The 26500-nt window shown below is 68.6% G+C and carries 27 protein-coding genes; 9 read left to right on the top strand and 18 right to left on the bottom strand.

Annotated features, from left to right (window positions below; all coding sequences use genetic code 11):
• Nucleotides 1–96: 96 nt before the first annotated feature.
• The 3 genes from H3309_RS06485 to H3309_RS06495 are packed head-to-tail and all read left to right on the top strand — an operon-like array spanning nt 97 to nt 4451.
• Nucleotides 97–1191, top strand: a complete 1095-nt coding sequence (locus H3309_RS06485; protein WP_243453868.1) for a sensor histidine kinase — start codon at nt 97–99, stop codon at nt 1189–1191.
• 56 nt (nt 1192–1247) lie between these two features.
• The gene (locus tag H3309_RS06490) at nt 1248–3170 is read left to right on the top strand and encodes a serine hydrolase domain-containing protein (RefSeq protein WP_207791565.1); all 1923 of its coding nucleotides are present in this window, start codon (nt 1248–1250) and stop codon (nt 3168–3170) included.
• Nucleotides 3171–3206: 36 nt separating this feature from the next.
• Nucleotides 3207–4451 carry a tRNA guanosine(34) transglycosylase Tgt gene (locus H3309_RS06495; RefSeq protein ID WP_182297926.1) on the top strand — a complete coding sequence of 415 codons (1245 nt, stop codon included), beginning with the start codon at nt 3207–3209 and terminating at the stop codon, nt 4449–4451.
• Here H3309_RS06495 and H3309_RS06500 read toward each other — a convergent pair.
• Together H3309_RS06500 and H3309_RS06505 are read right to left on the bottom strand one after the other, a co-directional pair.
• Nucleotides 4430–5416, bottom strand: a complete 987-nt coding sequence (locus H3309_RS06500) for an alpha/beta fold hydrolase (RefSeq protein WP_182297927.1) — start codon at nt 5414–5416, stop codon at nt 4430–4432. The genes H3309_RS06495 and H3309_RS06500 overlap by 22 nt on opposite strands.
• Nucleotides 5413–6792: a cytochrome P450 gene (locus H3309_RS06505; RefSeq protein WP_182297928.1), complete on the bottom strand. Its 1380-nt coding sequence runs from the start codon at nt 6790–6792 to the stop codon at nt 5413–5415. The genes H3309_RS06500 and H3309_RS06505 overlap by 4 nt, the downstream gene beginning before the upstream one ends.
• Before the next feature lie 140 nt (nt 6793–6932).
• On the opposite strand from H3309_RS06505, the gene phnD reads away from it, so the two are divergent.
• Nucleotides 6933–7868 (top strand): phosphate/phosphite/phosphonate ABC transporter substrate-binding protein, encoded by a 936-nt coding sequence (gene phnD, locus H3309_RS06510; RefSeq protein WP_182297929.1) that lies wholly within the window; start codon nt 6933–6935, stop codon nt 7866–7868.
• 27 nt (nt 7869–7895) lie between these two features.
• Nucleotides 7896–9371, top strand: a complete 1476-nt coding sequence (gene phnE, locus H3309_RS06515; RefSeq protein ID WP_182297930.1) for a phosphonate ABC transporter, permease protein PhnE — start codon at nt 7896–7898, stop codon at nt 9369–9371.
• 105 nt (nt 9372–9476) lie between these two features.
• On the opposite strand, the gene H3309_RS06520 is transcribed toward phnE, so the two are convergent.
• The gene (locus H3309_RS06520; protein ID WP_182297931.1) at nt 9477–10844 is read right to left on the bottom strand and encodes a class II 3-deoxy-7-phosphoheptulonate synthase; all 1368 of its coding nucleotides are present in this window, start codon (nt 10842–10844) and stop codon (nt 9477–9479) included.
• A 103-nt stretch (nt 10845–10947) separates the two neighbouring features.
• Between H3309_RS06520 and H3309_RS06525 the strand changes: the two genes are divergently transcribed.
• Nucleotides 10948–11820 carry a hypothetical protein gene (locus tag H3309_RS06525; protein ID WP_182297932.1) on the top strand — a complete coding sequence of 291 codons (873 nt, stop codon included), beginning with the start codon at nt 10948–10950 and terminating at the stop codon, nt 11818–11820.
• Nucleotides 11821–11927: 107 nt separating this feature from the next.
• Here the strand turns inward: H3309_RS06525 and gorA are convergent, their stop codons facing one another.
• The 6 genes from gorA to glmU form a co-directional block, all read right to left on the bottom strand.
• Entirely contained in the window at nt 11928–13268 is a 1341-nt protein-coding gene (gene gorA / locus H3309_RS06530; RefSeq protein WP_182298545.1) for a glutathione-disulfide reductase, read from the bottom strand.
• A 52-nt stretch (nt 13269–13320) separates the two neighbouring features.
• Complete coding sequence (locus H3309_RS06535; RefSeq protein ID WP_182297933.1) at nt 13321–13470, bottom strand: hypothetical protein; 150 nt, start codon at nt 13468–13470, stop codon at nt 13321–13323.
• A 29-nt stretch (nt 13471–13499) separates the two neighbouring features.
• A complete protein-coding gene (glmS, locus tag H3309_RS06540) occupies nt 13500–15323 on the bottom strand; it encodes a glutamine--fructose-6-phosphate transaminase (isomerizing) (protein ID WP_182297934.1) in 1824 nt (607 codons plus the stop codon).
• Nucleotides 15324–15338: 15 nt separating this feature from the next.
• Nucleotides 15339–15719 carry a PIN domain-containing protein gene (locus H3309_RS06545; RefSeq protein WP_182297935.1) on the bottom strand — a complete coding sequence of 127 codons (381 nt, stop codon included), beginning with the start codon at nt 15717–15719 and terminating at the stop codon, nt 15339–15341.
• The gene (locus tag H3309_RS06550) at nt 15716–16090 is read right to left on the bottom strand and encodes a ribbon-helix-helix domain-containing protein (RefSeq protein WP_182297936.1); all 375 of its coding nucleotides are present in this window, start codon (nt 16088–16090) and stop codon (nt 15716–15718) included. Before H3309_RS06550 ends, H3309_RS06545 begins: the two co-directional genes overlap by 4 nt.
• Before the next feature lie 197 nt (nt 16091–16287).
• Nucleotides 16288–17631, bottom strand: coding sequence for a bifunctional UDP-N-acetylglucosamine diphosphorylase/glucosamine-1-phosphate N-acetyltransferase GlmU (gene glmU, locus H3309_RS06555; RefSeq protein WP_182298546.1), 1344 nt, complete (start codon nt 17629–17631; stop codon nt 16288–16290).
• 216 nt (nt 17632–17847) lie between these two features.
• Here glmU and H3309_RS17220 point away from each other — a divergent pair, with 216 nt between their 5' ends.
• Nucleotides 17848–18564 (top strand): PEPxxWA-CTERM sorting domain-containing protein, encoded by a 717-nt coding sequence (locus tag H3309_RS17220; RefSeq protein ID WP_243453869.1) that lies wholly within the window; start codon nt 17848–17850, stop codon nt 18562–18564.
• A gap of 27 nt (nt 18565–18591) precedes the next feature.
• On the opposite strand, the gene H3309_RS06565 is transcribed toward H3309_RS17220, so the two are convergent.
• From H3309_RS06565 to nth, 3 genes are read right to left on the bottom strand one after another with little or no spacing between them, the layout of a single operon-like run.
• The gene (locus H3309_RS06565) at nt 18592–19161 is read right to left on the bottom strand and encodes a septation protein IspZ (RefSeq protein ID WP_182297937.1); all 570 of its coding nucleotides are present in this window, start codon (nt 19159–19161) and stop codon (nt 18592–18594) included.
• A 38-nt stretch (nt 19162–19199) separates the two neighbouring features.
• Nucleotides 19200–19595 carry a hypothetical protein gene (locus H3309_RS06570; protein ID WP_182297938.1) on the bottom strand — a complete coding sequence of 132 codons (396 nt, stop codon included), beginning with the start codon at nt 19593–19595 and terminating at the stop codon, nt 19200–19202.
• Nucleotides 19596–19646: 51 nt separating this feature from the next.
• Nucleotides 19647–20348, bottom strand: a complete 702-nt coding sequence (gene nth / locus H3309_RS06575; protein ID WP_182297939.1) for an endonuclease III — start codon at nt 20346–20348, stop codon at nt 19647–19649.
• Between the two features lie 20 nt (nt 20349–20368).
• On the opposite strand from nth, the gene H3309_RS06580 reads away from it, so the two are divergent.
• The gene (locus H3309_RS06580) at nt 20369–20863 is read left to right on the top strand and encodes a DUF2244 domain-containing protein (RefSeq protein ID WP_182297940.1); all 495 of its coding nucleotides are present in this window, start codon (nt 20369–20371) and stop codon (nt 20861–20863) included.
• Here H3309_RS06580 and H3309_RS06585 read toward each other — a convergent pair.
• Nucleotides 20802–21989 carry a cyanophycinase gene (locus H3309_RS06585; RefSeq protein ID WP_182297941.1) on the bottom strand — a complete coding sequence of 396 codons (1188 nt, stop codon included), beginning with the start codon at nt 21987–21989 and terminating at the stop codon, nt 20802–20804. The two genes, H3309_RS06580 and H3309_RS06585, sit on opposite strands and share 62 nt — an antisense overlap.
• Before the next feature lie 28 nt (nt 21990–22017).
• The gene (locus tag H3309_RS06590; protein ID WP_182297942.1) at nt 22018–22305 is read right to left on the bottom strand and encodes a hypothetical protein; all 288 of its coding nucleotides are present in this window, start codon (nt 22303–22305) and stop codon (nt 22018–22020) included.
• A 69-nt stretch (nt 22306–22374) separates the two neighbouring features.
• On the opposite strand from H3309_RS06590, the gene H3309_RS06595 reads away from it, so the two are divergent.
• A complete protein-coding gene (locus H3309_RS06595) occupies nt 22375–22533 on the top strand; it encodes a hypothetical protein (protein WP_182297943.1) in 159 nt (52 codons plus the stop codon).
• On the opposite strand, the gene H3309_RS06600 is transcribed toward H3309_RS06595, so the two are convergent.
• From H3309_RS06600 to H3309_RS06615, 4 genes are all read right to left on the bottom strand, one after another.
• Nucleotides 22534–23331, bottom strand: coding sequence for an enoyl-CoA hydratase-related protein (locus H3309_RS06600; RefSeq protein WP_182297944.1), 798 nt, complete (start codon nt 23329–23331; stop codon nt 22534–22536).
• A gap of 79 nt (nt 23332–23410) precedes the next feature.
• The gene (locus H3309_RS06605) at nt 23411–24814 is read right to left on the bottom strand and encodes a carotenoid oxygenase family protein (RefSeq protein ID WP_182297945.1); all 1404 of its coding nucleotides are present in this window, start codon (nt 24812–24814) and stop codon (nt 23411–23413) included.
• A 51-nt stretch (nt 24815–24865) separates the two neighbouring features.
• The gene (locus H3309_RS06610; protein ID WP_182297946.1) at nt 24866–25648 is read right to left on the bottom strand and encodes an alpha/beta fold hydrolase; all 783 of its coding nucleotides are present in this window, start codon (nt 25646–25648) and stop codon (nt 24866–24868) included.
• Nucleotides 25645–26439, bottom strand: a complete 795-nt coding sequence (locus H3309_RS06615) for an alpha/beta fold hydrolase (protein WP_182297947.1) — start codon at nt 26437–26439, stop codon at nt 25645–25647. The genes H3309_RS06610 and H3309_RS06615 overlap by 4 nt, the downstream gene beginning before the upstream one ends.
• Nucleotides 26440–26500 lie beyond the last annotated feature (61 nt).

Here is a 26500-nt window from a genome sequence, read left to right on the forward strand (position 1 = left end):
TATGCAGGGCCTATCACTGGCGCGCGTTCCGGCTGCCGGTGGCTGAGAGGGATGGTCGGTGGACCACGCACTCCCGCCGAACGGGCTGGAGCCTCCATGACATCTGCCTATCCTCATGCCGACCCGGCGATCGAAGCCGCCCCCGCAAGGCCGCCGGTGAACCTGGTGATGAACCTGGCGCTGGCGATGGTGACGGCGTCCAGCGTGCCCTTGCTGCTGCTGGACGGCGAGCTGTGCGTGGTGGCGGCGAGCGAGAGTTTCTGCCGGGGGTTCGGCATCGATCCGGCGCGCGTGGTGGCGCAATCCATGTTCGCGCTGGGGCAGGGAGAGTGGGACACACCGCAACTGCACGCCCTGCTGGAGGCGACCGCCGCGGGCGGGGCCGAAGTGGCCGCCTATGAAATGCGCCTGCGGGCGGAGGGTGACGATCCGCGCGCGCTGGTGCTGCACGCCCGCCGGCTGGAGCATGGCAATCCCGATGAACCCCGTTTGCTGCTGACGATTGTGGACATCACCGAGGAAAAACGGGCGGCATCCCGGCAGGAGGAACTGATCCGCGAAAAGGCGGTGCTGATGCAGGAAATCCAGCATCGCGTGGCAAACAGCCTGCAGATCATCGCCAGCGTGCTGATGCAGAGCGCGCGGCGGGTACAATCGGACGAATCGCGCGGCCACCTGACCGATGCCCATCACCGATTGATGTCGGTGGCGACGCTGCAACGGCAGTTGTCGTCCTCCTCGGCGGATGTCGTGACGTTGCGCGTCTATTTCGCCCAGCTGTGCAACAGCATCGGCGCCTCGATGATCCATGACCGCGACAAGCTGACCCTGACCGTCAAATGCGATGACACGATCGTGGGATCGGACGAATCGGTCGGGTTGGGCCTGATCGTCACCGAGCTGGTGATCAATGCGCTGAAACATGGCTTTCCCGACGGCGCCGGTGGCGCCATCGTGGTGAGCTATCGGGCGGAGGGTGAGCAGTGGCGGTTGCGCGTCACCGACTCCGGTCTTGGCATGCCCCCCGCCGGTGTGCCGACTCCGGCCGGGCTGGGATCGACGATCGTGGAGGCACTGGCGAAACGGCTGGGCGCACGGATCGAGATCAGCGCGAGACAGCCGGGAACGCGCGTGTCCATCATCCGCGATGGTGCGATTGCCGACCGGGCGGTGTTCGCGCGGGCGCTGTAAGGCTTGCATGGCCACTCGCGTCCGCTAGCATCGGCGGGATTTCGAAAGGTCTGCCGATGCGCCTGGTGCCGATGCTGGTTGCTGCCCTGCTGCTTGCCCCGCCGGTGGCGGCGCAGGTGGGATTCACGACCCCCGAGGGGTGGACGCTGACCAGCAAGGGCGCGGTCACGCTGGTGGCACCGCCGGAGCCGGATACGCGGATCGCCATCGTGGAGGTGGGTGCGGCCGCCGATGCGACCGATGCGGCGGCGAAGGCGTGGGCGCTGTATCGGCCGGAGGCGAAGCGCAAGATGCTGGTGGCGACCCCCGGCGCGGCGAAGGATGGCTGGGACGAGCGGGTCAGCCTGGCCTATGAGACGGCGCCCAACGAGCGCGCCGTGGTGGCGGCGCTGGCGTTGCGCAAGGGCGCGGCCTGGACGGTGATGATCGCCGACGGCAGCGAGCCGACCTTCGAAAAGCGCGGCGCGGCGGCGAGCCTCATCCAGTCCAGCCTGCGGCCCGCTGGATATGTGAAAGAGAGTTTCGCCGGTAAAACGGCGAACCGGATGACGCCGGAGCGGGTCAAGGCGCTGACCGACTTTGTCGCGCAGGGCATGGCGGAGCTGGGGGTGCCGGGGGCGGGCATCGCGGTGATCGAAAATGGCCGGGTTATTTATGCCGGCGGGCTGGGGGTGCGGGAGCTGGGCAAGCCGGGACCGGTGACGGCGGACACGCGGTTCATGATCGCGTCGAACACCAAGGGGATGAGCACGCTGTTGCTCTCCATGCTGGCGGACCAGGGCAGGCTGCGCTGGGACCAGCCGGTGACGCAACTGTATCCGGCGTTCCGGCTAGGGGACGACAGGACGACGAAGGCGGTGCTGGTGCAGCATCTGGTGTGTGCCTGCACGGGCCTGCCGCGCAAGGACATGGAGTGGATCCTGAACACGCGCCGCGATACGCCGGCGTCCGACACGTTCAAGCAGCTGGCGGCGACGCAGCCGACGAGCGGGTTCGGCGAGCTGTTCCAGTATAATAATCTGATGGCATCGGCGGCGGGGTATGTCGGCGGGATGCTGGCGTTTCCGCGGCTGGAAATGGGCGTTGCCTATGACCGGGCGATGCAGGCGCGGATTTTCCGGCCATTGGGGATGACCGCAACGGGATTTTCGATGGCGCAGGCGCTGGCGGCGGAGCATGCGGCGCCGCATGGCACGGGGCTGGACGGCAAGGTCGCGGTGCTGCCGCAGGATTTCAATTACAGCATCCATCCGGCGCGACCGGCGGGGGCGGCCTGGTCGACGGCGCGGGACATGGCGAACTATGTGCGGCTGGAATTGTCGAAGGGGCTGTTGCCCGATGGGCGCCGGCTGGTGTCGGAAGCGAATCTGCTGAAGCGGCGGGCGCGGGGGGTCTCGGCCGGCGAGGGGCGCTGGTATGGCATGGGGTTGCAGGAGGATGTCGTGGCCGATGTCAGCCTGATTCACCATGGCGGCAGCATGTTCGGTTACAAGAGCGACTGGGTGGCGATTCCGGCGGCGAATGTCGGCGCGGTGCTGTTGATGAACGGCGAGGAGGGGCGGCCGCTGCTGCGGCCCTTCATGCGGCGGCTGCTGGAGATATTGTATGATGGCCGGCCGGAGGCGGCGGCGGACGTGCGCGCCGCGGCGGCGGCATTCAAGGCGCAGCTGGCAGCGGAGCGGGCGCGCTGGACGGTGCCGGCGGCGCCCGAGCATCTGGCGCTGTTGGCCAGCGCCTATGACAGCCCGGAACTGGGGCGGCTGAGCATAAGCCGGAACGGCGCGGAGGCGAGCGCGACCTTCGTGACCGGGCGGGCGGGGCGGCTGGCGAGCCGCCGGAATGACGACGGCAGCATCAGTTTCGCCACCTATGATCCCGTCATCCTGGGGCTGGAACTGGTGGCGGCGGGGAGCAGTGGCAAGCCCGACCTGATCCTGCGCGATGCGCAGCATGAATATCGCTTCAGGCCGGCGCCCTGATTGGACAGGCGCGCGCCGTCACGATAGGCGGCGCCGATGCAGTACATGATCGAGGCAATCGACGGGCGCGCGCGGACGGGGGTGGTGCGCCTGCCGCGGGGGGAGATCCGGACGCCGGCGTTCATGCCGGTGGGGACGGCGGGGACGGTGAAGGGCATGATGCCCGGCGCGGTTCGGGACAGTGGCGCCGACATCCTGCTGGGCAATACCTATCACCTGATGCTGCGGCCGGGGGCGGAGCGCGTGGCGCGGATGGGGGGCTTGCACGCCTTCATGAACTGGCCGCATCCGATCCTGACCGACAGTGGCGGTTATCAGGTGATGAGCCTGGGGGCGCTGCGCCGTGTGAGCGAGGAGGGGGTGGCGTTTGCCAGCCACCTGGACGGCAGCCGGCACATGCTGTCTCCGGAGCGCAGCATGGAGATCCAGTGGCTGCTGGGGAGCGACATCGTGATGGCGTTCGACGAGCTGGTGGCGTTGCCGGCGGAGCGGGAGGTGGTGCGGGCGGCGATGCAGCGGTCTCTGCGGTGGGCGGCGCGGAGCAAGGCGGCGTTTTTGGCGTTGCAGGACAGGCCCGCTGCGTCCGCTTCGCGTCCACCTCCCCCTGAGGGGGAGGACAGGCCCCCTCCGTCATCGCTTCGCGATGCCACCTCCCCCGCAAGCGGGGGAGGGGCTTTGGACGGTGTGCTGCGTGGTGGCAGGAATGCCGCGTTGTTCGGGATTCAGCAGGGGGGGTTGGACGAGGGGATGCGGGCGGAGTCGGCGGCGGGGCTGCTGGACATCGGCTTTCCGGGCTATGCCATCGGCGGCCTGGCGGTGGGGGAGGGGCAGGCGGCGATGTTCGGCTGCCTGGATTATGCGCCGGGGCAGCTGGACCCGGCAAAGCCGCGATACCTGATGGGGGTGGGGAAGCCGGACGATATCGTCGGCGCGGTGGAGCGGGGGGTGGACATGTTCGATTGCGTGCTGCCGACGCGGTCGGGGCGGAACGGCCAGGCCTTCACCTGGGACGGGCCGATCAACCTGCGCAACGCCAGGTTCGGCGAGGATGCGCGGCCGCTGGACGCGGATTGCGGCTGCCCGGTGTGCGGGCAGTACAGCCGGGCCTATGTGCATCATCTGGTGCGGTCCCGGGAGATGCTGGGGGCGATGCTGATGACGCAGCACAACCTGCATTTCTATCAGGCGCTGATGGCGGCGCTGCGGGCGGCGATCCGGGAGGGCCGGTTGAAGGCGTTCGCCGACGGATTCCGGCTGCGCTATGCCGCCGGCGCGGGCTGAGCGGTGAGCGCGGGTTTGCCGCGCAGGAAGCTGTCGACGTCGGCGGCGCTGCGGTCGGGCGTTTCCTCCTGCGGGATGTGGCCGATGCCACTGTAGATGATCGCTTTGGCCTCTGGCAGGGCGCGCTGGAAGGCGGCGACGCTGGCGACCGGGATCAGGCGGTCTTCCTTCCCCCACAGGATGAGGACCGGCATTTTCAGCGGGGCATAGGTGGCGTCGGTGATGGTGGTGCGGGGCTGGCTGAAGCGGACCATGGTGGCGGCGCGGTTGCCGGGGTAGCGCAGCAGGTCCCAATAGCGGTCGACCGCGGCCGGCGTGACGACGGACTGCACGCTGACCGATTGCTGCAGGCTGCGTTCCACCAGGGCGCGCGGCGTGATGCTGGCGGCGAGGTCGCGCAGCATGGGCATGCGGGCGATGCGGAAGCCGAGGGGGAGGTCGGGCTCCGGCGCGTTGGCGACCGGGGGGACGCCGCCCGAATCGACAAGGATGAGCGCGGTGGTGCGATCCGGGTGGGCGAGCGCATAGGCGAGCGCGACGCCGCCGCCCATGCTGTTGCCGGCGATCGCGGCGCGCTCCACGCCCAGCTTCGCGCGCACGGCCTCCACCGTTTCGGCCATGCAGGCCGACGTGTAGCAGCCGGAAGGGATGGGGCCGGTGAGGCCGTGGCCCTGGAGGTCGAGGCTGATGAGGCGGTAGCGGTCTTTGAGGCGCGCGACCCAGGGTTCCCAGGTGTGGAGCGAGGCGTTGGAGCCGTGGATGAGGATCAGCGCGGGCGCGTCCTGCCGGCCCTGGTCGCGGACATGGACGGTGAAGCCGGGGCTGATGTCGATGAAGCGCGACGCCGGGCCGCCATATTTGGCGCGCATGGCGGCGGCATCGGTATCCGGCGTGCGGAAGACAAGGAACAGCGCGACGAGCAGGCCGGCGATGAGGGCGACGCTGCCGATCCAGCGGCGGCTCATCGCGGCAGCAGGCGGATGGGCAGGCCGTCCCTGGGCTTGGGGATGGGGAACATGCTGAACTGGCATTCATAGCCGCTGGGCACGGTGATGCGCCGGGTGGAGAGCAGCTGGAAGAAGAAGCTCTTCACCTGCATGTAGGCGAAGTGCAGGCCGAGGCACATGTGGGCGCCGCCGCCGAACGGCACCCAGGCATATTTGTGCCGGTCGCGGCTGAGCTGCGTGGTGAAGCGCATCGGATCGAACTTTTCCGGATCGGGCCAATGTTCGGGCATGCGGTGGGTGAACATGGGGTTGATGCCGACCTGGGCGCCGGCGGGGATGTGGTAGCCCAGGAAATCGAAGGCCTTGACCGCGCGGCGCGGCATGGCGGGGACGGGCGGGATCAGCCGCAGCGCTTCCTTGAAGGCCATTTCCAGCAGCTCGAGCTCGCCGAGCGCCTCGTAGGGGAGGGTGTCGCCGTGGCGGGCGCGGACGCCGTCGATCTCGGCGCGGATCTGTTCCTGCCACTCCGGGTGGCGGGCGAGAAACCAGGTGAGGCTGGTGATCGACGAAGTGGTGGTGTCGTGCGCGGCCATCATCAGGAAGTTCATGTGGTCGATGATCGCCTGGTCGCTGAGCAGCTGCTCATTCTCGTCGCGCGCGTTGCAGACCTGGGTGAAGATGTCGTCGCCCTGCTGGCCGCGGCGCTGCGGGATGAGCTTGCCGAAATAGTCGCACAGGAAGGCGCGGCCTTCGACCCCCCGGCGCATCTGGGTGAAGGGCCAGGGTTTGCGGGCGATGCCGACGCTGGCCAGCACCATGTCGACGAAGGCCTGGTTGATGCGCCGCGCCTCCGGCCCCCAGGGGATGCCGAGGAAGCTGGTGGCGGCGAGATCGAGGGTGAGGTCCTTGATCGCGGGGTAGAATTTGAACTCGCCCTGTCCCTCCCACCGGGCGAGGCGGCGGGCGATGCCGGCGTTCAGTTCGCCGAGATAATGTTTCATCGGCGCGGGCTTGAAGGCGACCGAGAGCGTTTTTCGGTGCATGCGATGTTCTTCGAAATCCATCAGCATGAGGCCCTTGGGGAAGACCTGGTCGAGGACGGGATTCCAGCCGCCGGCGGAGGAGAAGATCTTGTCCTTGTTGAACATCACCAGCTCGTTGGCGTCCGGGCCGAGCATGGTGACGCCCCAGCCGCCGAAATCCTGCCGTTTGAAGACGAGGCCATAGGTGTCCGCCATCAGCTGGATGGTGCCGAGCGGGTCCTTCAGGAACTTGATGGTGCGCAAGGCGCGGATTTTCGCGGGCGGCGGGCCGGGGATGTGGCTGAGATCGGCCAGCGTCGGGTTGGGGAGGGTGGCGAGCAGGAATTCGGATGCGGGCACGGGCGCGTTCATGGCTGTCTCTCCGGACTGTGGAGTTTGGATACGCAGTTCTGTGCGATGTCGCAATGGCTGTTCACCGGTTTAGGGCCTGTATTGCTTGACAGCAACAATGGCCGCGCTAATGCGAGCCGTTCTCATATTGGGAGTGGGCGATGGTTTCGGTTTCTGCGGTGTCGCGGCGGGGCGTGCTGGGGGCGGCGCTGTGGGTGGCGGGCGCCGCGCCGCTGCTGGCGCGGGAGGCGGCGCTGGCCTTTGCCTTTCAGCCGCAGAAGGACCCGGCCAGCATCCGCAAGGCCGCGGACGAGGTGGCGGCGGCGCTGGCACCGCGGCTGAAGCGCCGGGTGGATGTGGTGGTGCCGCTGGCCTATGCGGCGACGGTGCAGGCGCTGGTGAGCGGGCGGGCGGATGTGGCCTGGCTTTCGAGCCTGCCCTTCCTGCTGGCGCGGCGCGACGGCGGGGCGCGGCTGCTGCTGGCGGAGGTGCGGCGGGATACCAGCGGCCGGGCGCGGACCGATTATGACAGCCTGTTCGTGGTGCGGGCCGACAGCCCGCTGCGGGATTTCGCCGACCTGCGGCGGGAGGCGCGGCGGCTGCGCATGGTCTTCACCAGCCCGACCAGCACGTCGGGCTACGTCTTTCCCTATGCCCGGCTGGTGCGTGAGCGGATGCTGAAGCCAGGGCAGCCGCCGGAGCAGCTGTTCGCCGGCGTCTCCTATGGCGGTGGCTATACCCAGGCGCTGGAGCAGCTGCTGGCGGGGCGGGGCGATGTGGCGGCGGTGAGCGACTATACGGTGGAGGGGCCGAAGCGCGGGACCTATATTGACGAGGCGCGGCAGAAGGGGTTGCGGGTGATCGCGCGGACGCCGGGGGTGCCGACGCATCCGGTGGCGGCGCGGGGCGGCATGGCGGCGGGGCTGCGGCGGGAGATTCGCGCGGCGCTGCTGGAGCTGTCCGCGGCGTCGCCGGCGCTGCTGTCCGACGTTTATGGCGCCAGCGGGCTGGTGGCGGTGGACGAGGCGAAGCATGTGGCGGCGACGGTGGAGGCCATTCGGCTGACCGGGCTGCCGATCGCCGGCCTGGTGAAATAGGGGGTGTTGGCGCGGGATCGCGGCACGATGCCGGAGACCGGCGCGATCAGGGTGGAGGGCCTGTGCCATCGCTGGGCCGATGGCGGGGAGGCCCTGCGCGACATCGACCTGTGCGTGCCGCAAGGGTCCCATGTGGTGATCGAGGGGCCTTCCGGCAGCGGGAAATCGACTCTGCTGCGGCTGCTAGCGGGCGGGATGGAACCGACGGCCGGCCGGGTGCTGATCGAGGGGCGGGTGGCGCGCATCCACCAGGACCTCCGGCTGGTGGGGCGGGCGTCGGCACTGGCGAATGTGCTGCACGGGGCGCTGGGGCGATTGTCTTTCGCACAGTCGCTGCGCTGGCCGGCGGTGGAGCGCGCGCGGGCGGAGGCGCTGCTGGCGCGCGTGGGGCTGGGGCATCGCATGGCGGCGCCGGCGCGGACACTGTCCGGCGGGGAGGCGCAGCGGGTGGCGATTGCCCGGGCGCTGATGCAGGAACCCGATGTGCTGCTGGCGGATGAGCCGGTGGCGGCGCTGGACCCCGCCAATGCCGAGGCGATCATGACGCTGCTGGGGGAATTGCAGCGCGAGCGGGGGCTGACGCTGCTGACGGTGCTGCACGATGCAGCGCTGGCGCGGCGGCATGGCGACCGGGTGGTGCGGCTGGAGGCCGGGCGGGCGCATGTCGCGGCAACTGTTGACGATGCTGGCGCGCGGGGGGCGGGGCCTGTTGCCCTGCCCGTCGAGCCGGCGGAGGCGGGCCGCCGCGACGGGCGTTGGGTGGCGCTGGGGGTGTTCGTGGCGCTGATCCTGGCGAGCCTGCCGGTGCTGGCGCAGCAGGAGACGCGGTTGACGGGCGCGTTCGCGGCGGCGGCGGGGTTCCTGACGCAGCTGTGGCCGGCGGCGGAGGAAATGTGGACGATCGAGTGGCGCGCGCTGCTGCGTTCCCTGCTGGCGACGGTGCAGATGGCGGTGCTGGGGACGGTGATGGCCGTGGGGCTGGCGCTGCCGCTGGCGGCGCTGGCGGCGCGCAACCTGATGCCGGGGTGGGTGCGGCTGCCGCTGCGCGCGGGGCTGAACCTGTGGCGGGCGGTGCCGTCGATCATCTGGGCGCTGCTGTTCGTGGCAGCGGTGGGGCTGGGGGCGGTGGCCGGCGTGGTGGCGCTGACGGCCTATAGCATCGGCTATCTGACCAAGTTTTTTTACGAGGCGTTCGAGGGGGTGGATGGCGCGGCGCCGGGGGCGCTGGCGGAGCTGGGGGCCTCGGGCGCGCAGCGCTTCGTGCATGCGGTGTGGCCGCTGGCGCTGCCGGGGCTGGTGGGCAGTTGCCTGTTCATGTTGGAGTATAATGTGCGGGCGGCGAGCGTGCTGGGGCTGGTGGGGGCGGGGGGCATCGGACAGGATCTGAAGCTCGCGGTCGATTGGGCGAACTGGCATGTGGTGGGGGTGATATTGGTGATGCTGGCGGGCGCGGTGATCGCGGTGGATGCGCTGAGCGCGCGGGTAAGGGGGGCGTTGGGGTAACAAATGCTGCAGTGACGGACCGGGACACCCCTCCGTCGCTTCGCGCCACCTCCCCTTGGCCACCCCATGAACAAGTTCATGGGGACCCCGGTTGCAGGGGAGGATCTATGCGGCGGTTTTGAGGCGGGTGCGTTCGGCGGCGAGTTCTTCGCTGAGGAGGAAGGCGAGTTCCAATGATTGCCCGGCGTTGAGGCGCGGGTCGCAGTGGGTGTGATAGCGGTCGCCGAGCGCCTCGTCGGTGACGGCGATGGCGCCGCCGGTGCATTCGGTGACATTCTGCCCGGTCATCTCGATGTGGATGCCGCCGGCGTAGCTGCCCTCCGCGCGGTGGACGGCGAAGACGTTGCGGACTTCGCCGAGGATGCGGTCGAACGGCCGGGTCTTGAAGCCGCTTGCCGCCTTCACCGTGTTGCCGTGCATCGGGTCGCAGCTCCACACCACATGCCGGCCTTCGCGGCGCACGGCGCGGATCAGGCGGGGGAGGTGCGCCTCCACCTTGTCGTGCCCGAAGCGGGTGATGAGGGTGAGGCGGCCGGGGACGTTGCCGGGGTTGAGCGTGTCGATCATGCGCAGCAGGTCGTCGGGCTGCGTCGTCGGCCCGCATTTCAGGCCGAGCGGGTTGAGGACGCCGCGCAGGAACTCGATGTGGGCGCTGCCGTCGAAGCGGGTGCGGTCGCCGATCCAGAGCATGTGGGCGGAGGTGTCGACCCAGTCGCCGGTGAGGCTGTCCTGCCGCGTCATCGCCTGCTCGTAACCGAGCAGCAGCGCCTCGTGGCTGGTGTAGAAATCGGTGCCTTTCAACTGCGGCACGCTTTCGGGCGTAATGCCGCAGGCTTCCATGAAGGCCAGCGCCTCCCCGATGCGGTTGGCGACGTCGGCGTAGCGTTCCGCCCACGCGCTGCGGCCGACGAAATCGAGCGTCCATTTGTTGACCTGTTGCAGGTTGGCGAAGCCCCCCTGGGCAAAGGCGCGCAGCAGGTTGAGGGTGGCGGCGGCCTGCATGTAGGCGCGTTTCTGCCGTTCGGGATCGGGCGTGCGGCCGGCGGCGTCGAAAGCGATGTCGTTGACGATGTCGCCGCGATAGCTGGGCAGGCTGATGCCGGCGATTTCCTCGGTATCGGCGCTGCGCGGCTTGGCGAACTGGCCGGCCATGCGGCCGACCTTCACCACCGGCATGTGGCTGCCATAGGTAAGGACCACGGCCATCTGGAGGATGACGCGGAAGGTGTCTCGGATGTTGTTGGGGTGGAACTCCGCGAAGCTTTCGGCGCAGTCCCCGCCCTGGAGCAGGAAGGCTTTTCCTTCGGCGACGTCGGCGAGCTTTTCGCGCAGGGAACGCGCCTCGCCCGCGAAGACCAGCGGCGGGTAGTTCTTCAGCTCAGCCTCCACCGCGGCGGCGGCGGCGGCGTCCGGCCAGGTCGGCATCTGGCGGGCTTCGGCATCGCGCCAGGAGGAGGGGGTCCAGTGTTGCATGACACACCCCTTTGGCAGCATGGCGCGCGCGGGGCAAGATTGCGGTCTGCCGGGTTCCCTGCCAATCAGGAGGCGCGGACGTTGATGCCGGAAGGGGGCATGGATGGACTATGTGGCGCTGGGGGCGCGGTTCGAGGCGGACCCGCGGTTTCGCGAGGCGGCGTTCAATCGCGCGCGGCTGATGCTGGACTGCTATGCCTCCAACCCGCCGCTGTGCCGGCTGCTCTCTGACCTGGGGCAGACCTATATCATCGGGGTCGCCTATGGCCTGCACCCGCACATCACGGTGGCGGAGGTGCAGCGGCGGATGCCGGCCGACATGGCGGGGCGCAACCGGGTGAGCGACCAGCTGCTGATGCTGGAGCGGCTGGGGGCGCTGGTGCCGGGGCCGGCGGCGGCGGACCGGCGGGCAAAGGTGCGGATGTTCGCCGACGGGTTCCGCGCGCTGGTGGACCGCTGGATCGATGCGCTGATGCTGCCGGCGCTGCCGTTCCTGGAGGAGCCGCCGGCCGACCTGGACGACCCGGACGCGCGCGTGCGCTGGTTCACGCACTGGCTGGCGGGGCACAGCGTGGGCACGAGAGCCGCGGCGGTGCTGCCCAATGTACGGCGGCTGCTGGGGTTGCGCGCCGGGTTCGTGGTGATGCTGGAGTTCGACCGGCGCCGCCATGCGCCCGAGGGCAGCGTGACGACACGCTTTTCCAAGCGGGAGATCGCGCTGCGATACGGCCTGCCGCGCACCCAGGTGATCGACCTGGTGAAGGAGATGGCGGCGATGGGCTGGCTGCAGGACGGCCCGTTGGGGCTGGAGCCGACCGAGGCGATGAAGGCGGAGACCGGACGGTGCGACGGCCTGATGCTGTGCACCGCGGCGCGCGTGCTGACGGGGGAGCTGCGCCTGGGGTTCGAGGAGGCGCGGATGATCCGCGAAGCGCGGGCGGCGCGGATGGAGGGGGTTGAGACGATGGTGGGGTAGGGGGGTGGCAGAAGCACCCACCCCCGCTCGGCTTTGCCGAGTCGCCGCTGACGCTATGCGTCGTCTTCGACTCCCCGCTGTCTGCTTCGCAGCGCCGGAGGGGTGTGTTATTTCATCAGGACGAGTTCTTCGCTCATGGTGGGGTGGAGGGCGATGGTGTCGTCGAACTGGGCCTTGGTGAGTTTGGCCTTGATGGCGATGGCGAGGGCCTGGAGGATTTCGGGGGCGTCGGGGCCGATCATGTGGGCGCCGACGACGGTGTCGGTGCTGGCGTCGACGACGAGCTTGTACAGGCAGCGTTCGTTGCGGCCGGCAAGGACGTGCTTCATCGGCCTGAAATCGCTGGTGTAAACCTTGACGGTGCCGAGCGTCTTGCGGGCCTGTGCCTCGGTCAGGCCGACGCTGGCGAGGGGAGGGTGACTGAAGACCGCGCTGGGGATGTCCTCGTAGTTGGTCTGCCAGCGTCGAGTGCCGAACAGGTGGTCGGCGAGCGCATGGCCCTCCCGGATGGCGATGGGGGTGAGCTGCACGCGGTCGGTGACGTCGCCGACGGCGTGCAGCCAGGGCAGCGAGGTGTGGCTGTCGGCATCGACGGGGATGGCGCCGTTTTCGGCGGTCTGGATACCGACGGTTTCGAGGCCGAGATCGGCGCTGTTCGGATTGCGACCGACGGCCCAGAGCAGCAGGTCGGTTTCGATCGTCTTGCCGCCTTCGAAGTGGATGGTCAGGCCGTCGGCTGTTTTATCAATGCTTTGGAACTTGTAGTTGAAACGGAACTGGATGCCTTTCTGCATCGAGATCGTCAGCAGCCGGTCGGCAAGCGCTTCGTCCCAGCCGCGCAGCAGCGTGCCGGAGCGGACGACAAGCGTCACGTCGACGCCGAGCTGGTGGAGGATGCCGGCGAATTCGTTGGCGATGTAGCCGCCGCCGGCGATGACGGCGCGTTTCGGCAGCGCGGGGAGGTGGAAGATTTCGTTCGAGGTGATGCCATGCTCGGCGCCGGGGAGGGCGGGGACGAAGGGACGGGCGCCGGTGGCGATCAGGATGTGCTGCGCGGTGAAGCTCTGGTCGCCGACCTGCACCTGGTTGGGGCCGGTGAGGGTGGCGCGGGCGTGGAAGGTGGTGACCTTGTGCGTGTCCAGGGTCGATTGGTAGCCGGCGTTGAGCCGGTCGACGTCGGCGAGCACATTGTCGCGCAGGATGTTCCAGTCGAAGGATTTGTCGCCGACGGTCCAGCCGTAGCGGGCGGCGTCCTCCAGGTCCTCGGCGAAGTGGGCGCCGATGACGAGGAGCTTCTTGGGCACGCAGCCGCGGATGACGCAGGTGCCGCCGACGCGATATTCCTCGGCGATGGCGGTGCGGGCGCCGTGGGCGGCGGCGATGCGAGCGGAGCGGACGCCGCCGCTGCCGGCGCCGATGACGAAATAGTCGAAATCATGGGTCATGATCCCGTCCTAGCGGGGTGTCGGCAGCGCGCCAAATGAAAGGGTTCGATGAGGGTTATCGAGCGGGTTCGGGAAGCTCGTCGCCAGGGCGGGGCGGTTCGCCGCCGTCACGGGCCATTAAGCGGTCGAAGGCATCCAGGTTCGCGCGGGCGGCGCGCTGTTCGAAGAAATCCACTTCCTCTTTTAACGTGTCAGCAGTTTTCATTATTGCCTCGGTAACGACGCATTTGGACCCTACTCCACCGTGACGGATTTAGCGAGGTTGCGGGGTTGGTCGACGTCGGTGCCCTTGGCAACGGCGACGTGGTAGGCGAGAAGCTGGACGGGGACGGCATAGACGAGCGGCGCGATGAGCGGGTGGACGGTGGGCATCTCGATGGTGGCGAGGCAGCCTTCACCGGCCTCCGCGATGCCGGCGGCATCCGAGATGAGGACGACCTTGCCGCCTCGCGCGCGCACTTCCTGCATGTTGCTGACGGTTTTTTCAAACAGTGGCCCGCTGGGGGCGAGGACGATGACGGGCACGGCCTCGTCGATGAGGGCGATGGGGCCGTGTTTCATTTCACCTGATGCATAACCTTCGGCGTGGATGTAGCTGATTTCCTTGAGCTTCAGCGCGCCTTCAAGGGCGAGCGGGTAATCGGGGCCGCGGCCGAGGTAGAGCACGTCCCGCGCGGGCGCGATCAGCGGCGCCATGGCGGCGATGTCGGCATCATGGGCGAGCGCGGCGTTGAGCGCGGCGGGGGCTTCCAGCAGGTGGCGGACGGCGTCCTGCTCCTCCTCTCGCGTCATTTTTCCCTTCACCACGGCCAGGTGGGCGGCGACGGCGGCAAGGACGGCGAGTTGGCAGGTGAAGGCCTTGGTGGAAGCGACGCCGATTTCCGGGCCGGCGTGGGTGGACAGCAGCAGGTCGGCCTCCCGCGCCATCGAGCTGGTGGGGACGTTGACGACCACGGCGATCTTCTGGCCGTGCGCCTTGCTGTGGCGGAGCGCGGCGAGCGTGTCGGCGGTCTCTCCGGACTGGCTGATGAAGAGTGCGAGGCCGCCGGGTTCGAGGACCGGGTTGCGGTAGCGGAATTCGGACGCGACATCGAGATCGACGGGGACGCGGGCGAATTGTTCGAACCAGTATTTGGCGACCATGCCGGCGTAGAAGCTGGTGCCGCAGGCGACGATGGTGATGCGGCGGACATCGGCCAGGGCGAAGTCCATCTGGGGCAGGGCGACCTGCTGTTCGACGCGGCGGAGGTAGCTGCCGAGCGTCTGGGCCACGACCGTGGGCTGCTCGAAGATTTCCTTCTGCATGAAGTGGCGGAAGCGGCCCTTTTCAACGGCCGCGGCGGTGAGGCCGGAGCTGGTGATCTGACGGGTGGCGGGCTGGTTGGCGACGTCGAAGATGGTCGCGCCCCCGCGGGTGATGACGACCCAGTCGCCCTCGTCCAGGTAGGCGATGCGCTGGGTGAGGGGGGCGAGGGCGAGCGCGTCCGAGCCGAGGTAGGTTTCGCCGTCGCCATAGCCGACGACCAGGGGCGATCCGAGGCGGGCGCCGATGAGCATGTCGGGATGGTCGCGGAAGGTAATGGCCAGCGCGAAGGCACCGCGCAGTTGCGGCAGGACGGCCTGCACGGCGGCCTGGGGGGCGGCGCCGGCCTCCACCTGTTCGGAGATGAGGTGGGCGACGACTTCGGTATCGGTCTCGCTTTCGAAGCGGCGGCCGCGGGCGATGAGGGCGTCCCGCAGTGGCTTGAAATTCTCAATGATGCCGTTGTGGACCAGGGCGACATGCGGCGTGGCGTGGGGGTGGGCGTTGGCGGTGGTGGGGGCGCCGTGGGTGGCCCAGCGGGTGTGGGCGATGCCGATACGGCCGGGCGCGGGGTTGGCCGCCAGTTCGCGGACCAGGTTGCCGAGCTTGCCCTCGGCGCGGCGGCGGACGAGCGCGCCATCATGGACGGTGCAGACGCCGGCGGAATCATAGCCGCGATATTCCATGCGCTTGAGGCCGTCCACGAGACGGTCCGCGACGGGGGCGGTGCCGACGATACCGATGATTCCACACATGGGGCTGGGGGCTTTCTATAGAGTGTAGGGGACGCGGATGCCGGGCATCTCTGCCGGAAAATCCCTAGTATTCCGGGTCACCAACACGCGCCCGCGGATCTGGGCGCTGGCGAGAATGATGGCATCGGGTGATTTCAATCGCGGTCGGTCGCGGCGCAGCGCAGCAGCCCTGAGCGATATCTCGTCATCAATTTCATCGAGCCCGAACCGATCGAGGAACGCAAGAGCATCCCTGACAATTGCATCACTGCCTTTTGACAACACTTCGATCCACGCCATGCGGCTGATCCATGCCCTAGAACCATATTCGACGGCGCGCTGAATTTCGGCACGGGCAGGCGGGAAGCCTGCCAGGGCGTCGATCATGATGTTGGCATCGAAAGCGAAGCCGCTCACTTGCCCGCCGGGGTCTTGGGCGTGGGATATTTGCCTGCAATCATGTCGAGATAGATTTGCCGCTGGCGATCATCTTCCTCGTCGAACATGTCAGGGGACTCTGCGCGCACCTCTTCATAATCATCATCCCATGGGCGGGTCCATTCGGCACGACGCTTACGATCATATTCGTGCGAGTCATGTTCGACGCCATGTCTGGCCCAGAGGCCAAATCCCTTATCGATCCAACTTGCGTTATTGTTGGATGTGTCCGGTTTATAGGCTGATACCGCCTCACGCAGCACCTGCGCGCGCGATTTGCCCTGCTCGGCCGCGAGCTGATCGAGCCATTTAATGTCTTCGTCAGGCAGGTCGGCGAGGATGCGAGTCATGATATCGCGATATCATATCGTGATATCATGTCAATCAGCAACTTCGATACCAGTGCAGACACCGCCAGCGTATCGCCACACACCGCCGCTATCCAAACACGCGTCCTGAGCCATGAATTGCCAGCCCCAAACGAGCGCGCAAATTGCTCCAAGAACGAAGCTCACCATCATCGCACAACCTATGTTGGCATGCCGCTTCACTTTTTTTCCGCTTTCTTCCTCCGCATCGCATCATGAAACCGGTCGGCCCAGCCGGGTTTGACCAGTTGTTCGGCGCGGACCATGCGCAGTTCGCCGTCGGCGACGTCGCGGCTGACGGCGCTGCCGGCGGCGACGATGGCGTCGCGGCCGATCTTGACCGGGGCGATCAGCGCGCTGTTGCTGCCGATGAAGGCGCCGGCGCCGATGACGGTCTGATATTTGAAATAGCCGTCATAGTTGCAGGTGATGGTGCCGGCGCCGATGTTGGCGTGGGCGCCGATGGTCGCATCGCCCAGGTAGCTGAGGTGGTTGGCCTTCGCGCCCTCGGCCATCACGGCCTTCTTGGTTTCGACGAAATTGCCGATCTTGACGCCGCGGGCGAGGCTGGTGCCGGGGCGGAGGCGGGCGAAGGGGCCGATGTCGCAATCGGCAGCGATGTCGGCGCCCTCCAGATGGCTGTGGGCGCGGATGGTCGTGCCGGTGGCGACGCGGACGCCGGGGCCGAACACGACGAACGGCTCGATGGTGACATCGGCTTCGATGGCGGTGTCGTGGCTGAGGAAGACGGTCTCGGGCGCGATGAGCGTGACGCCGGCGGTCATCAGTTCGGCGCGGCGGGCGGCCTGGAAGCGGGCCTCGGCCATCGCCAGTTCGGCGCGGCTGTTGACGCCGGCGACCTCGGCCTCCGACGTTTCGATGACGGCGACCTGCCGGCCTTCGGCGAGCGCGTGGGTGACAACATCGGGAAGATAATATTCGCCTGCGGCATTGTGGTTGTCGACCGCGTCCAGCAGGCGCCAGAGATCGCGGCTGTGGGCGACGAGGACGCCGGCGTTGCACAGTGTGACGGCGCGTTCGGCCTCGGTCGCGTCCTTGTGCTCGACCATTTTCTGAACGCGTCCATCCTTCGCGATGATGCGGCCGTAGGCGGCGGTGTCGGCGGGGCGGAAGCCGAGGACGGCGACGCTGGTATCGTCATCGAGCATGTTGCACAGCCGCTGCACGGTGGCGGCGGAGAGCAGCGGGCAATCGCCGAAGGTGACCAGGATCAGGCCGTCGAAGCCGGTGAGGGCGGCGCGGGCCTGGAGCGCGGCGTGGGCGGTGCCAAGCTGTGGTTCCTGCAGGGCGACGGTGACCGGGTGGTCGGCAAGCGCGGCTTCCAGCTGCTCCCGCTTGTCGCCGGCGACGACGATGGTGGCGGCGGGGTCCAGGCTGGCGAGGCTGTCGAGCAGGTGCAGCAGCATCGGGCGGCCGCCGATGGGATGCAGCACCTTGTGGCGAGCGGATTTCATGCGGGTCCCCTTGCCGGCGGCAAGGATGATGAGGGCGAGGGCGGTCATGCCGGTGCCCTGCCACAGCAGTGCGACGGTTGCCAGTGGCGAGGCCGCTGTTGTGTTCAGGAAGGCCGGGAGAAGATCGGGGCGGGAAGGGACATGACGGGGCACGTACGGGCGAAGGACAGGTAGCAAGGGTCGTTAACCAAAACTGTTCTTGACCTCTCATGGTCAATGCCATTGTCTGTGCCAGCTTCATCGGAAGCACAACAGGAGGGTGTCATGCTTCGCATTTCCTTGATCGCTGCGGCTTTGCTGGCCGGCAGCAGCGCGTTCGCCGCGCCGAGCAATCACAGTTTCGCCTGGACCGGCGGCAGCACGCAGGGGTCGGCGGTGCTCAGCCTGGACGGGGTTGACTATACCGCGCTCAGCCGTGGCTGGGTGGCCCAGAATGGTGACAACAATGGCGGCGGCGCCGTCGGCAACTACATCGTCGGCGTGTGCGGATCGTCGGACGCCTGCAACGGCGACGATCTGGAGCGGAACAATTATTTCGTGTTCAACCTTTCCGGCGCCAGCATGAATTTCTCGACCGCCGTGCTGAAGCTGGGGCAGCCGGAGGATTCCTTTGGCGGCGCCGGGCAGGACGGTTTCCTGAGCTATCTGCCCAACCACACCTATTCGCTGTATGATGTGCTAAGCGACCCCGCCGGCAGCGGCACGGCGCTGTACAGCGACCTGGGGTCGGGCACGATGTTCGGCATGAAGGTGCTGGACATCAGCAGCAACGGCAGCATCGTTTCGATCACGCTGAACGCCGCGGGCAATGCCGCGATCGTCAGCGCGCTGGATGCCGGTGGCACCTTCTGGATCGGCGGTTCGCTGAACGCGCCGGTGGTGGTGCCGGAGCCGGCGACCTGGGCGATGCTGATCGCCGGCTTCGGGCTGGTCGGCATGGCGATGCGCCGGCGGGAACGGATGTCCAGCGTCAGCGCCTGAGGGTAACAGGGGGGCGAAGGGGCGGTGTCAGCCTGACACCGCCCCTTTTTGCCGGGCGTGGCGGATCACCAGGCGCAGGCCGGCGAGTGTCAGCAACAGCTCGCCGAAGCTGTTGTAGAGCAGCCAGACGTCGATGGAGGCGGCAAGCGCGATGGCGCCGTTGAGCGCGGCGAGATGGAAGCCGAGAAGGCCGAAGGCGGTGCCGAGGCGGGGCAGGTTCAGACCGTCGAATGGCAGGTAGGTGGCGAGGCGCCCTGCCAGCCAGCGACCCCCGGCGAAGCGCGCGTCGAGCAGGAAAAGCAGACTGGCGACGAGGCCGACGAGCATCGGGCGCAGCTTGATCGCGTCCTCCGCGTCGAAGGCGACGGCGTAGAGGCCGGAAAGCAGCAGCATGACCATGGCGAACAGGCCGAGGCCACCCATGATGCGGGGCGTGACGACCCGTTGCAGCAGCGCCAGCGCCAGGCCGGTGGCGGCGGTGCCGAAGGCAGCCGGGATCAGGCCCGCGGTCTTGGCGAGCGCGTAAAACAGTAGCAGCAGGCCGACATCGACCGCGATCGAGGGGGCATTGCGGCGGAAATGATCGGCGATCGCCATGGATCAGCCATGGCGATGGCGCGAACGGGTGGCAATCGTCAGCTGCGCGGCTTGTCGGGTTGCGGCACGAACATGCCCAGGCCGCAGCTGGCGCCGGTGCTGGGACCGCCGCCCTGGCGGATGACGGTGATGATGTCGACCTTGCACAGGCGACTGAGCGAGGTGGCGTAGCTGAAGGCCTTTTCGAAGCCCAGGCCGGAGCAGCGGTAGGGCAGGGTGTTGCGCAGCGTGCGACCGTCGCTGAGGATGAAATCGATGGTCTGGTCGTCGACGACGCGGGCTTCGCGGATGCGGGCAAGATCGACGCAATCGACCGGCGTGGCGGTGGCGACGGCGGGGACGGGCGTGGCGGAGGCCGGTGCCGCGACCTTGGGTTGCGGGGTGGCGCAGGCGGCGAGCGCGAGCGGGGCAAGCAGCAGCAGCGGATTTTTCATCGTGGATCTCCAGAAGACGATGCCAAAGTGGCAGATGGATGACAGTGCGCCTTAACGGGGGCTGAGCCGCTTGTCCGCAAAGGCACAGGGGGCGACGATGGGGCAGCGCCAGCATTCCGGCGTGCGCGCCTTGCACAGGTAGCGGCCGTGCAGGATGAGCAGATGGTGCGCCGGGCGCGCCCAGCGCGGCGGGATCAGGCGGAGAAGATCGTCCTCCACGCCATCGGGCGTTTTCGCGGTCGAGAGCCCGGTGCGGTGGGCGACGCGGAAGACATGGGTGTCGACGGCGCAGGTGGCATGGCCGAAGGCCTCGTTCAGGACGACGCTGGCGGTCTTGCGGCCGACGCCGGGCAGCGCCTCCAGCGCGGCGCGGTCGGCGGGGACCTCTCCGCCATGGCGTTCCAGGAGGAGGGCGGAGAGCGCGATCACGTTGGCGGCCTTGGCATTGTAGAGGCCGATGGTGCGGATGTGGGATTTCAGGCCGTCAAGACCGAGGGCGAGCATCTGCGCCGGGGTCTGCACGGTGGCGAACAGGGCGCGGGTGGCGCGGTTGACGCCGGCGTCGGTGGCCTGCGCCGACAGCACCACGGCGACGAGCAGCGTATAGGGGTTGACGAACTCGAGCTCGGTCTTCGGCGCGTCGTGGAGCGCGCCGAGCGTATCGAAGATGGCGTTGGCGCGAGCGCGTTTCTGCGGGCTGATGCGGACGGGTTTGCGGCGGGGTGACGATTTGACAGGCGGCGGCGTGGGCATGGGGCTGCTATGGCGGGCGGATGGCGGACGGCAAGGCCTATTTCGATCTGGAGCTGCGGCCGAACCGGTCGATGGAACCGCGCCTGTTCCGCTGGACGGTGCTGGGCGTGGGGCTGCTGTTCGCGCTGATGGCGCTGCGCTTCCTGGTGCTGGGGGCCTGGCCGGTGCTGCCCTTCCTGCTGGCGGATGTGGCGCTGCTGGCCTGGGCGATGCGCGCCTCTTACCGTTCCGGCCGGGCGGTGGAATATGTGCGGCTGTCGGACGAGCGGCTGACGGTGCGGCGGGTGAGCGCGGCCGGGCGGGAACGGCGGGTGCAGCTGGAGCCGTTCTGGACGCGCGTGGAGCTGGAGGTGCTGGACGAGCGGCAGAACCGGCTGTGGCTGCGCACGCGGGAACGGCGGGTGAGTGTGGGCGCCTTTCTCTCGCCGCCGGAGCGGGTGGCGCTGGCGGATGTCATCGGCGAGGGGCTGGCGCGGTTTCGCGCAGGATGTCGAGCCGGAGACCCGAGAGGCTGAACGCGCCATCGGGCGAGGCCAGGGCCACGGCACCGGGCAGGCGGGTGAAGCGGAAGCGCAGGCTGTCTTCGTTCAGGAAGCTGCGGCGGCTGAGGCTGCCGGTGCCGGGGTTGGTGAGCAGGTCCTGCACCAGGATGTCCGCGAGCGGGCGCGGCGCGGCGGCGATGCCGCCGCTGTCGGCCGGGGTGAAGGCGGTGCCCATCGGGCGGGGGGTGCGGCCGGGGGCGGGGGTGAGGGTGGCACTGGCGAGATCGATGCGGTCGCCGCGGCTGGCGATGGCAAGGCCCAGGCCGCTGATGCCGCCAGCGGGTGCGAATTGGGCGCGGCGGGCGTCGAGGAGGGTGACGCTGCCGCTGCCGAGCACGGTGGCGGCGGTGCCGTCGATGAGGAGCGCGCTGTCCTCGTCGATGCCATACCCGAGGCGTTCCGCGGCGGGGAGGGTCATCAGCGCGCGGGCGAGACGGCCCAGGCGGGCGCGCTGGCTGAAATGCTGGTCGACCAAGCCGGTGGTGAGGAAGCCGAGGCCGCGGCCCATCACCAGCGCCTCGCCTTCGCGGGCCGCTTCCATTGCATTGGTGGAAGGACGTTTCAACAGTGCACCTAGGCTTTCGCCGCGCAAAATCATGGCGCGCGACATGATGGCGGCGCCGGCGCTGCTGCCGCCGATGACGGCGCCGGCGAGATGACGCGCGCGGACGGCGGCGAGGAAGGGCGTGTCGGTGCCGGCATCGGTGAGCAGGCGCAGGGTGCGCAGCTGGTCGCCGCCGCTGAACCAGATGGCGCCGGCGTTGGCGAGCTTGGCGATTTCGGCGGGATCGGTGGCGCCTTTTTTCCAGCGCGATTCGTCGGTGGCCCTGGTGTCGGGATCGTCCACCTCCGCGACATGGGCAAGGATGATGCGTTCCGGTGGGACGCCATGGCGGACCAGGCTGGTAATGAAGCCGGTGGCGGCGGGGTTGGCGGAGGCGCTGGGGACGATGACGATGTCGCCGCCGGGCAGCGCGGCATCGATGAAGGCGCGGTGGATGGCGCGGTTGCCGGGATCGAGCCCGCCGCCGACGATCAGCAGCTTGCCGGTGGCGGATGCGGGGGAGGCGAGAAGCAGCAGGAACAGCAGGCGGAGCATGGGCGACGGATAGGGGCGCCCTCGCCCGTTAGCAACGGATGCCGCCGCGCAGGACATGGGTGACCATCATGAGCTGGTCGAGCGCGATGCTGTGCGTCCAGCGATCGGGCGCGGTGGCGAGGTGGGCGACGGGGCCATCCAGCTTCAGCAGCAGCACGCCGGCGACCTGCAGGCCGCCGAGCAGGTGGAGGTCCACCGCCTCGATCCGGCCGCTGCCGAGCGCGGCCTGGGCGGCGACGGCGAGCGCGGTGCCGGTGGTGCGGCGGGGGCAGAGCGCGGCTTCGCGTGCGGGGGGTGGTGACTGGAACAGGTCCATGGCCCATTGACGGTCAGCGCGACCCGGTGTTGCAGCGGAACCAGCGGCGCGGCCGCGCGTTTCACTGGCATGACCGAACATCATACCGACGATCACCCGGCCGTTCTGACCCGCACCGAGGCGCGCGCCGCCGTGGAGGTCAAGCCGATGCGCTGGGTGCTGTGGATCGGGATCGTGCTGGCGGTGGTGTTGCTGGCGGCTGCCTATTTCGGGTTCGCGCCCGAGTAATCAGCGGCCCTTCCACACCGGCGCACGCTTTTCCAGGAAGGCAACCGGGCCTTCGCGGGCATCCTCGCTGCTGAAGACCTTCGCTGAGGTTGCGCGGCTGATCGGCCAGAGGTCGGCTTCGGATTTTTCGAAAGCGAGACGCGCGACCTTCATGCTTTCGCGCACCGACAGCGGCGCGTTAACGGCGATGGCCTTGGCGAGCGCGATGGCTTCATCCTGCACCTTTTCCGCGCTGACCAGCCGGTTGACGAGGCCGAGCGCGTAGGCGCGGGCAGCGTCGATGGGGTCCCCGGTGGCAATCAGTTCGAGCGCGATGGCGGCAGGCAGCTTGCGTGGCAGGCGGAAGACACCGCCGGCACCAGCGAACAGGCCGCGTTTGACCTCAGGCAGGCCGAAGCGCGCGCTGTCCGAGGCAACAATCATGTCGCAGGTAAGGGCGATTTCGCAGCCGCCGGCGAGGCCGGCGCCGACAACGCCGGCGATCCAGGGCTTTTCGCGCGGCTGGGTCACGAAGCCGGCAAAGCCGCCGTCGGGCGTGCTGAGCAGATGGCCGCGGCCCTTGCTGATTTCGGAAAGATCGGCGCCGGCGCAGAAGAAATCCGGGCTGGAGGAGGTGAGGATGGCGACGCGGATGGCGTCGTCGGCCTCGGTCTGCTTGACGATCCAGTCCATCGCCGCGGCGACATCGCCGTTGACAGCATTGCGCTTGTCGGGGCGGTTCAGGCGGACGAGGGCGATATGGCCGTCGATGATGTCGTAGAGGACTTCGCGGCCGACGGATTCGGGTTGGGTGGTCATTAGGGTTCTTTCGCTGGGTCGTGTTTGCTTAGCCGGGCTTCCCCACCCCCTGCCCCTCCCCTGAAGGGGAGGGGAGGGATCAAGCCGGCATCCAGCTGCAATGGAAGCCGCCGGGGATGCGGGCGGGCATGTGGATGGTGGCGACGGGGCCATCGGATACATGTTGCGCATCGAGGATGAGGAGGGCGCTTTCGTTTTTTAGTGAGTCCCAGCGCAGCGCCAGCAGCCAGCCGTCGCCCTCGGCACTGCTGCCGGGGCGAGGGACGAAGACGGGTTCGCCGGTGTAGGCGCCATCGCCGGCGTTGAAGGCGTCGCGGTGGCCGCTTTCGGTATCGATGGTGGCGATGGTGTCGAAGCCGTCGACGCGGCCGGGCGAGGGCCGGGGCGTGCCGTTGACGAAGGCCTTGCGGTAGCGGCGTCCCTGCCAGCGGTCGTCGATGCGCGGGAATTGCAGATCCATGCCGTCGATCTGTTCCTCGTGCACGGCATTGCCGCGGATGCGCCAGCGTTTCAGGGTGAAGCGGCTGGCGGCGGGATCGGCGGGGGTGCCGTCGGCGGCGGGCATCAGCGGGGCACGGCGGCTGCCGGCCACGTCGATGACGAGATCCTCGCCATCATCGAAGCTGTTGGCGATGTGGAAGGCGAACAGCGGGTCGCTTTCCACCCAGCGGACGCCGGTGCCGTCGCCGCCCTTGGCCATGATGCCGAAATGGCTGGCGCGGTCGGACTCCCAGGCAGCAAGCGGCTTGCCCTGCATCGCGCGCATCAGGTCGATGACGACGGGGAGGCAGGGGAAGACGACGTGACGGTCGGTGAGCGCGAAGTCGTGCATCATGCTGGCATAGGGTTGGTCGAGGAAGGCCGTGTGGGTGCCGCGGCCCTGGGCATCGACGATGTTGTAGCGGATGGCGGTACTGCCCGGACCCTTGGCGCTGTAGCCGAAGGCGTGCATCGCGCCGGTCGCGGGGTCGGTCTTGGGGTGGGCCGTGAAAGGCCCGGTGACGGTGCCGTCGAAATGCTCGCTGCCCAGCGTGTCGAGCGTGGCGGGGTCGAGCGCCACCGGCGGGCAGCCCTCCATCAGGGCGTAGAGCCGGCCGGCGTGCGGCCAGATGTGGGTGTTGGCGGTGTTGTAATCCATCATGTTGACCGACGGATCGTTGAAGCGGGGGTTGCCGAAGACGCCGAACAGGCGGCGTCCGGCTGCCTTTTCAAGCTCATACTTGCGGGTCTTCACATAGCGGTTGCGCATCGCGGCGCGGCCGTCGGCAAGGCGGATGGCGTAGATCATGCCGTCGCCGTCGAAGACATGATATTTATTGTCCGGGTGCGGCGGGTGCGCCGGGTCGGGGCCGTTGCGATAGAAGGTGCCGTTCAGCTCTTCGGGAATGGCGCCTTCGACGACCAGGTCGGCGGCGTCCATCTCGGCGCCGAAGGGGCGGTAGTAGCCGGTGAGGTACGGATCGTTCGGAAACGGCAGGGCCATGTGCGCTCTCCCCAGAGGTTGGCGGAGATTTAGGCAGTGTCGCCGCGGCGGCTAGCTGTTCAAAAAGCGCGTGACGGCGGCGGCCCAGGCCCCGGGCTGCTCGTCGACGATGTCATGGGTGCCGCTGTCGAGCGCGGTGAAGGCCCAGTCCGCGCGGTGCGCGGCGGCGCGCCGGCTGGCGGCGTAGAGATCCTCGCCACTGTTGCTGAGGACCAGGGTGGGGGCGGTGATGGCGGCGAGGTCCGGGGTCATGTCGTGGCTGAGCGCCATGATGAAGCCCCAGTGGTAACGGTCTGGAATGCGGAGCATTTCGGTCACATGCTTGTGCATGGCGGGCAGGTTGCTCCAGCCGGGGGAGGCGCGCAGGCGCTGGGCCCAGGCGGCGGTGAGGTGGCTGCCGTCGGGCGCGGGGTCGAGCGGGGCGAAGCGGAAGGTGGCGAAGTGGGCGCGTTCGTCCGGCGTGAGCCAGGGGACGCCGTTGAGGATGAGTTTGCCGACACGGGCGGGGTGGCGCGCGGCGAGGTTGGCGGCGATCAGGGCGCCGGTGTGATGGCCGAGGATGTGCGGTGCGGTGAGGCCGAGCGCATCGAGGATGGTGAGCAGCGCGTCGGCATGGTCCGGAATGCTGGCGGGGTTGGGGGGCGGGTCGGAGAGGCCGAAGCCCGGCGTGTCGAGGGCGATGGCGCGGAAGCCGGCGGCGGCGAGGAGCGGCAGCGCGGGATCGAACATGGCGCCGGAGAGGGGGGACTGGTGCAGCAGGAGGAGCGACGGGCCGTCGCCGGCCTCGCGGCCGTGCACCTGGCCCCAGCGGCCATCGAGGTAGAATCGTTTCATGGGCGTTCCAGGAAGCTGTTGATGATGTTGGCATAGTCGGCGGCGCGATCGGGCATGTGCAGGGGGTGGTGGCCGGGAAAGAAATGCCGTTCGGCGTGGGGCAGCAGGGCGTGGGCGGGGGCGAACGTGCCGGCGAGGCTGTCTTGTTCGGCGCCGAGCAGCAGGATGGGGTGGATGAGGAGGGGCAGGCGCTGGCCAAGGTCGTGGCGGGCTGCCAGGGGCCCGGAGGTGACGAAATCGGTGGCGAGATAGTCCCGCATGGTGGCCCAAACCATGTCGAGGGTGGCGGGGGTGACGGTGAAACCGGGGATGTATTCGGTGAGCAGGCCGATGGTGCGGTCCCAGGCGAGGGTGGCGCTGTCGGGGCCGGGGCGGGGGGTGGTGGCAAGGGCGGCGAAGGCGGCGCGGAGGTCGGGGGTGAGGAGCGGCACGCCGTCCAGGATGAGGCGGCGGACGCGGGCCGGGTGGCGGAGCGCGAATTCGGTGGCGATGCTGGCGCCGAGATGCCCGCCGAGAAGGTCGGTTTGCGGGATGCCGAACTGGTCGAGGAGGGGGAGGAGGCTGTCGGCCCAGGCTTCGAGGCTCCAGTCGGCGGGGCGGGGGTCTGACTGGCCGTAGCCGAGCAGGTCGGGGGCGAGCAGGCGGCGGGTTCGGGCGAGATATGGCGCGGCCTGCATATATATGCGGCTGGAGAGCGGGGTCCAATGGAGCAGCATGAGCGGCGTGCCGCCTTCGCCCCAGTCCCGCAGGTGGATATGGCCGTGCGGGGTGGGGAGGAGGTGACGGCGCATGCGCTTGGCGTGGCGGAACAGGGCGGCGGTTGCACGGGTGAAGCGCTGCTTTACCACCGGA

The sequence above is a fragment of the Sandaracinobacteroides saxicola genome (assembly GCF_014117445.1).
GTDB classification, from domain to species: Bacteria; Pseudomonadota; Alphaproteobacteria; order Sphingomonadales; family Sphingomonadaceae; genus Sandaracinobacteroides_A; species Sandaracinobacteroides_A saxicola.

What these genes read in the sequence shown, in the direction of transcription:
- H3309_RS06600 (WP_182297944.1), bottom strand. Translation starts at nt 23,331, where the DNA reads ATGACCACCCAACCCGAATCCGTCGGCCGCGAAGTCCTCTACGACATC.
- H3309_RS06495 (WP_182297926.1), top strand. Translation starts at nt 3,207, where the DNA reads ATGCAGTACATGATCGAGGCAATCGACGGGCGCGCGCGGACGGGGGTG.
- H3309_RS06565 (WP_182297937.1), bottom strand. Translation starts at nt 19,161, where the DNA reads ATGGCGATCGCCGATCATTTCCGCCGCAATGCCCCCTCGATCGCGGTC.
- H3309_RS06610 (WP_182297946.1), bottom strand. Translation starts at nt 25,648, where the DNA reads ATGAAACGATTCTACCTCGATGGCCGCTGGGGCCAGGTGCACGGCCGC.
- H3309_RS06615 (WP_182297947.1), bottom strand. Translation starts at nt 26,439, where the DNA reads ATGCGCCGTCACCTCCTCCCCACCCCGCACGGCCATATCCACCTGCGG.
- glmU (WP_182298546.1), bottom strand. Translation starts at nt 17,631, where the DNA reads ATGACCGCCCTCGCCCTCATCATCCTTGCCGCCGGCAAGGGGACCCGC.
- glmS (WP_182297934.1), bottom strand. Translation starts at nt 15,323, where the DNA reads ATGTGTGGAATCATCGGTATCGTCGGCACCGCCCCCGTCGCGGACCGT.
- H3309_RS06595 (WP_182297943.1), top strand. Translation starts at nt 22,375, where the DNA reads ATGACCGAACATCATACCGACGATCACCCGGCCGTTCTGACCCGCACC.
- H3309_RS06505 (WP_182297928.1), bottom strand. Translation starts at nt 6,792, where the DNA reads ATGAACGCGCCCGTGCCCGCATCCGAATTCCTGCTCGCCACCCTCCCC.
- nth (WP_182297939.1), bottom strand. Translation starts at nt 20,348, where the DNA reads ATGCCCACGCCGCCGCCTGTCAAATCGTCACCCCGCCGCAAACCCGTC.
- phnE (WP_182297930.1), top strand. Translation starts at nt 7,896, where the DNA reads ATGCCGGAGACCGGCGCGATCAGGGTGGAGGGCCTGTGCCATCGCTGG.
- H3309_RS06500 (WP_182297927.1), bottom strand. Translation starts at nt 5,416, where the DNA reads ATGAGCCGCCGCTGGATCGGCAGCGTCGCCCTCATCGCCGGCCTGCTC.
- H3309_RS06605 (WP_182297945.1), bottom strand. Translation starts at nt 24,814, where the DNA reads ATGGCCCTGCCGTTTCCGAACGATCCGTACCTCACCGGCTACTACCGC.
- H3309_RS06585 (WP_182297941.1), bottom strand. Translation starts at nt 21,989, where the DNA reads ATGCTCCGCCTGCTGTTCCTGCTGCTTCTCGCCTCCCCCGCATCCGCC.
- phnD (WP_182297929.1), top strand. Translation starts at nt 6,933, where the DNA reads ATGGTTTCGGTTTCTGCGGTGTCGCGGCGGGGCGTGCTGGGGGCGGCG.
- H3309_RS06580 (WP_182297940.1), top strand. Translation starts at nt 20,369, where the DNA reads ATGGCGGACGGCAAGGCCTATTTCGATCTGGAGCTGCGGCCGAACCGG.
- H3309_RS06525 (WP_182297932.1), top strand. Translation starts at nt 10,948, where the DNA reads ATGGACTATGTGGCGCTGGGGGCGCGGTTCGAGGCGGACCCGCGGTTT.
- H3309_RS06570 (WP_182297938.1), bottom strand. Translation starts at nt 19,595, where the DNA reads ATGAAAAATCCGCTGCTGCTGCTTGCCCCGCTCGCGCTCGCCGCCTGC.
- H3309_RS17220 (WP_243453869.1), top strand. Translation starts at nt 17,848, where the DNA reads ATGCTTCGCATTTCCTTGATCGCTGCGGCTTTGCTGGCCGGCAGCAGC.
- H3309_RS06590 (WP_182297942.1), bottom strand. Translation starts at nt 22,305, where the DNA reads ATGGACCTGTTCCAGTCACCACCCCCCGCACGCGAAGCCGCGCTCTGC.
- H3309_RS06485 (WP_243453868.1), top strand. Translation starts at nt 97, where the DNA reads ATGACATCTGCCTATCCTCATGCCGACCCGGCGATCGAAGCCGCCCCC.
- H3309_RS06520 (WP_182297931.1), bottom strand. Translation starts at nt 10,844, where the DNA reads ATGCAACACTGGACCCCCTCCTCCTGGCGCGATGCCGAAGCCCGCCAG.
- H3309_RS06490 (WP_207791565.1), top strand. Translation starts at nt 1,248, where the DNA reads ATGCGCCTGGTGCCGATGCTGGTTGCTGCCCTGCTGCTTGCCCCGCCG.
- H3309_RS06535 (WP_182297933.1), bottom strand. Translation starts at nt 13,470, where the DNA reads ATGAAAACTGCTGACACGTTAAAAGAGGAAGTGGATTTCTTCGAACAG.
- H3309_RS06550 (WP_182297936.1), bottom strand. Translation starts at nt 16,090, where the DNA reads ATGACTCGCATCCTCGCCGACCTGCCTGACGAAGACATTAAATGGCTC.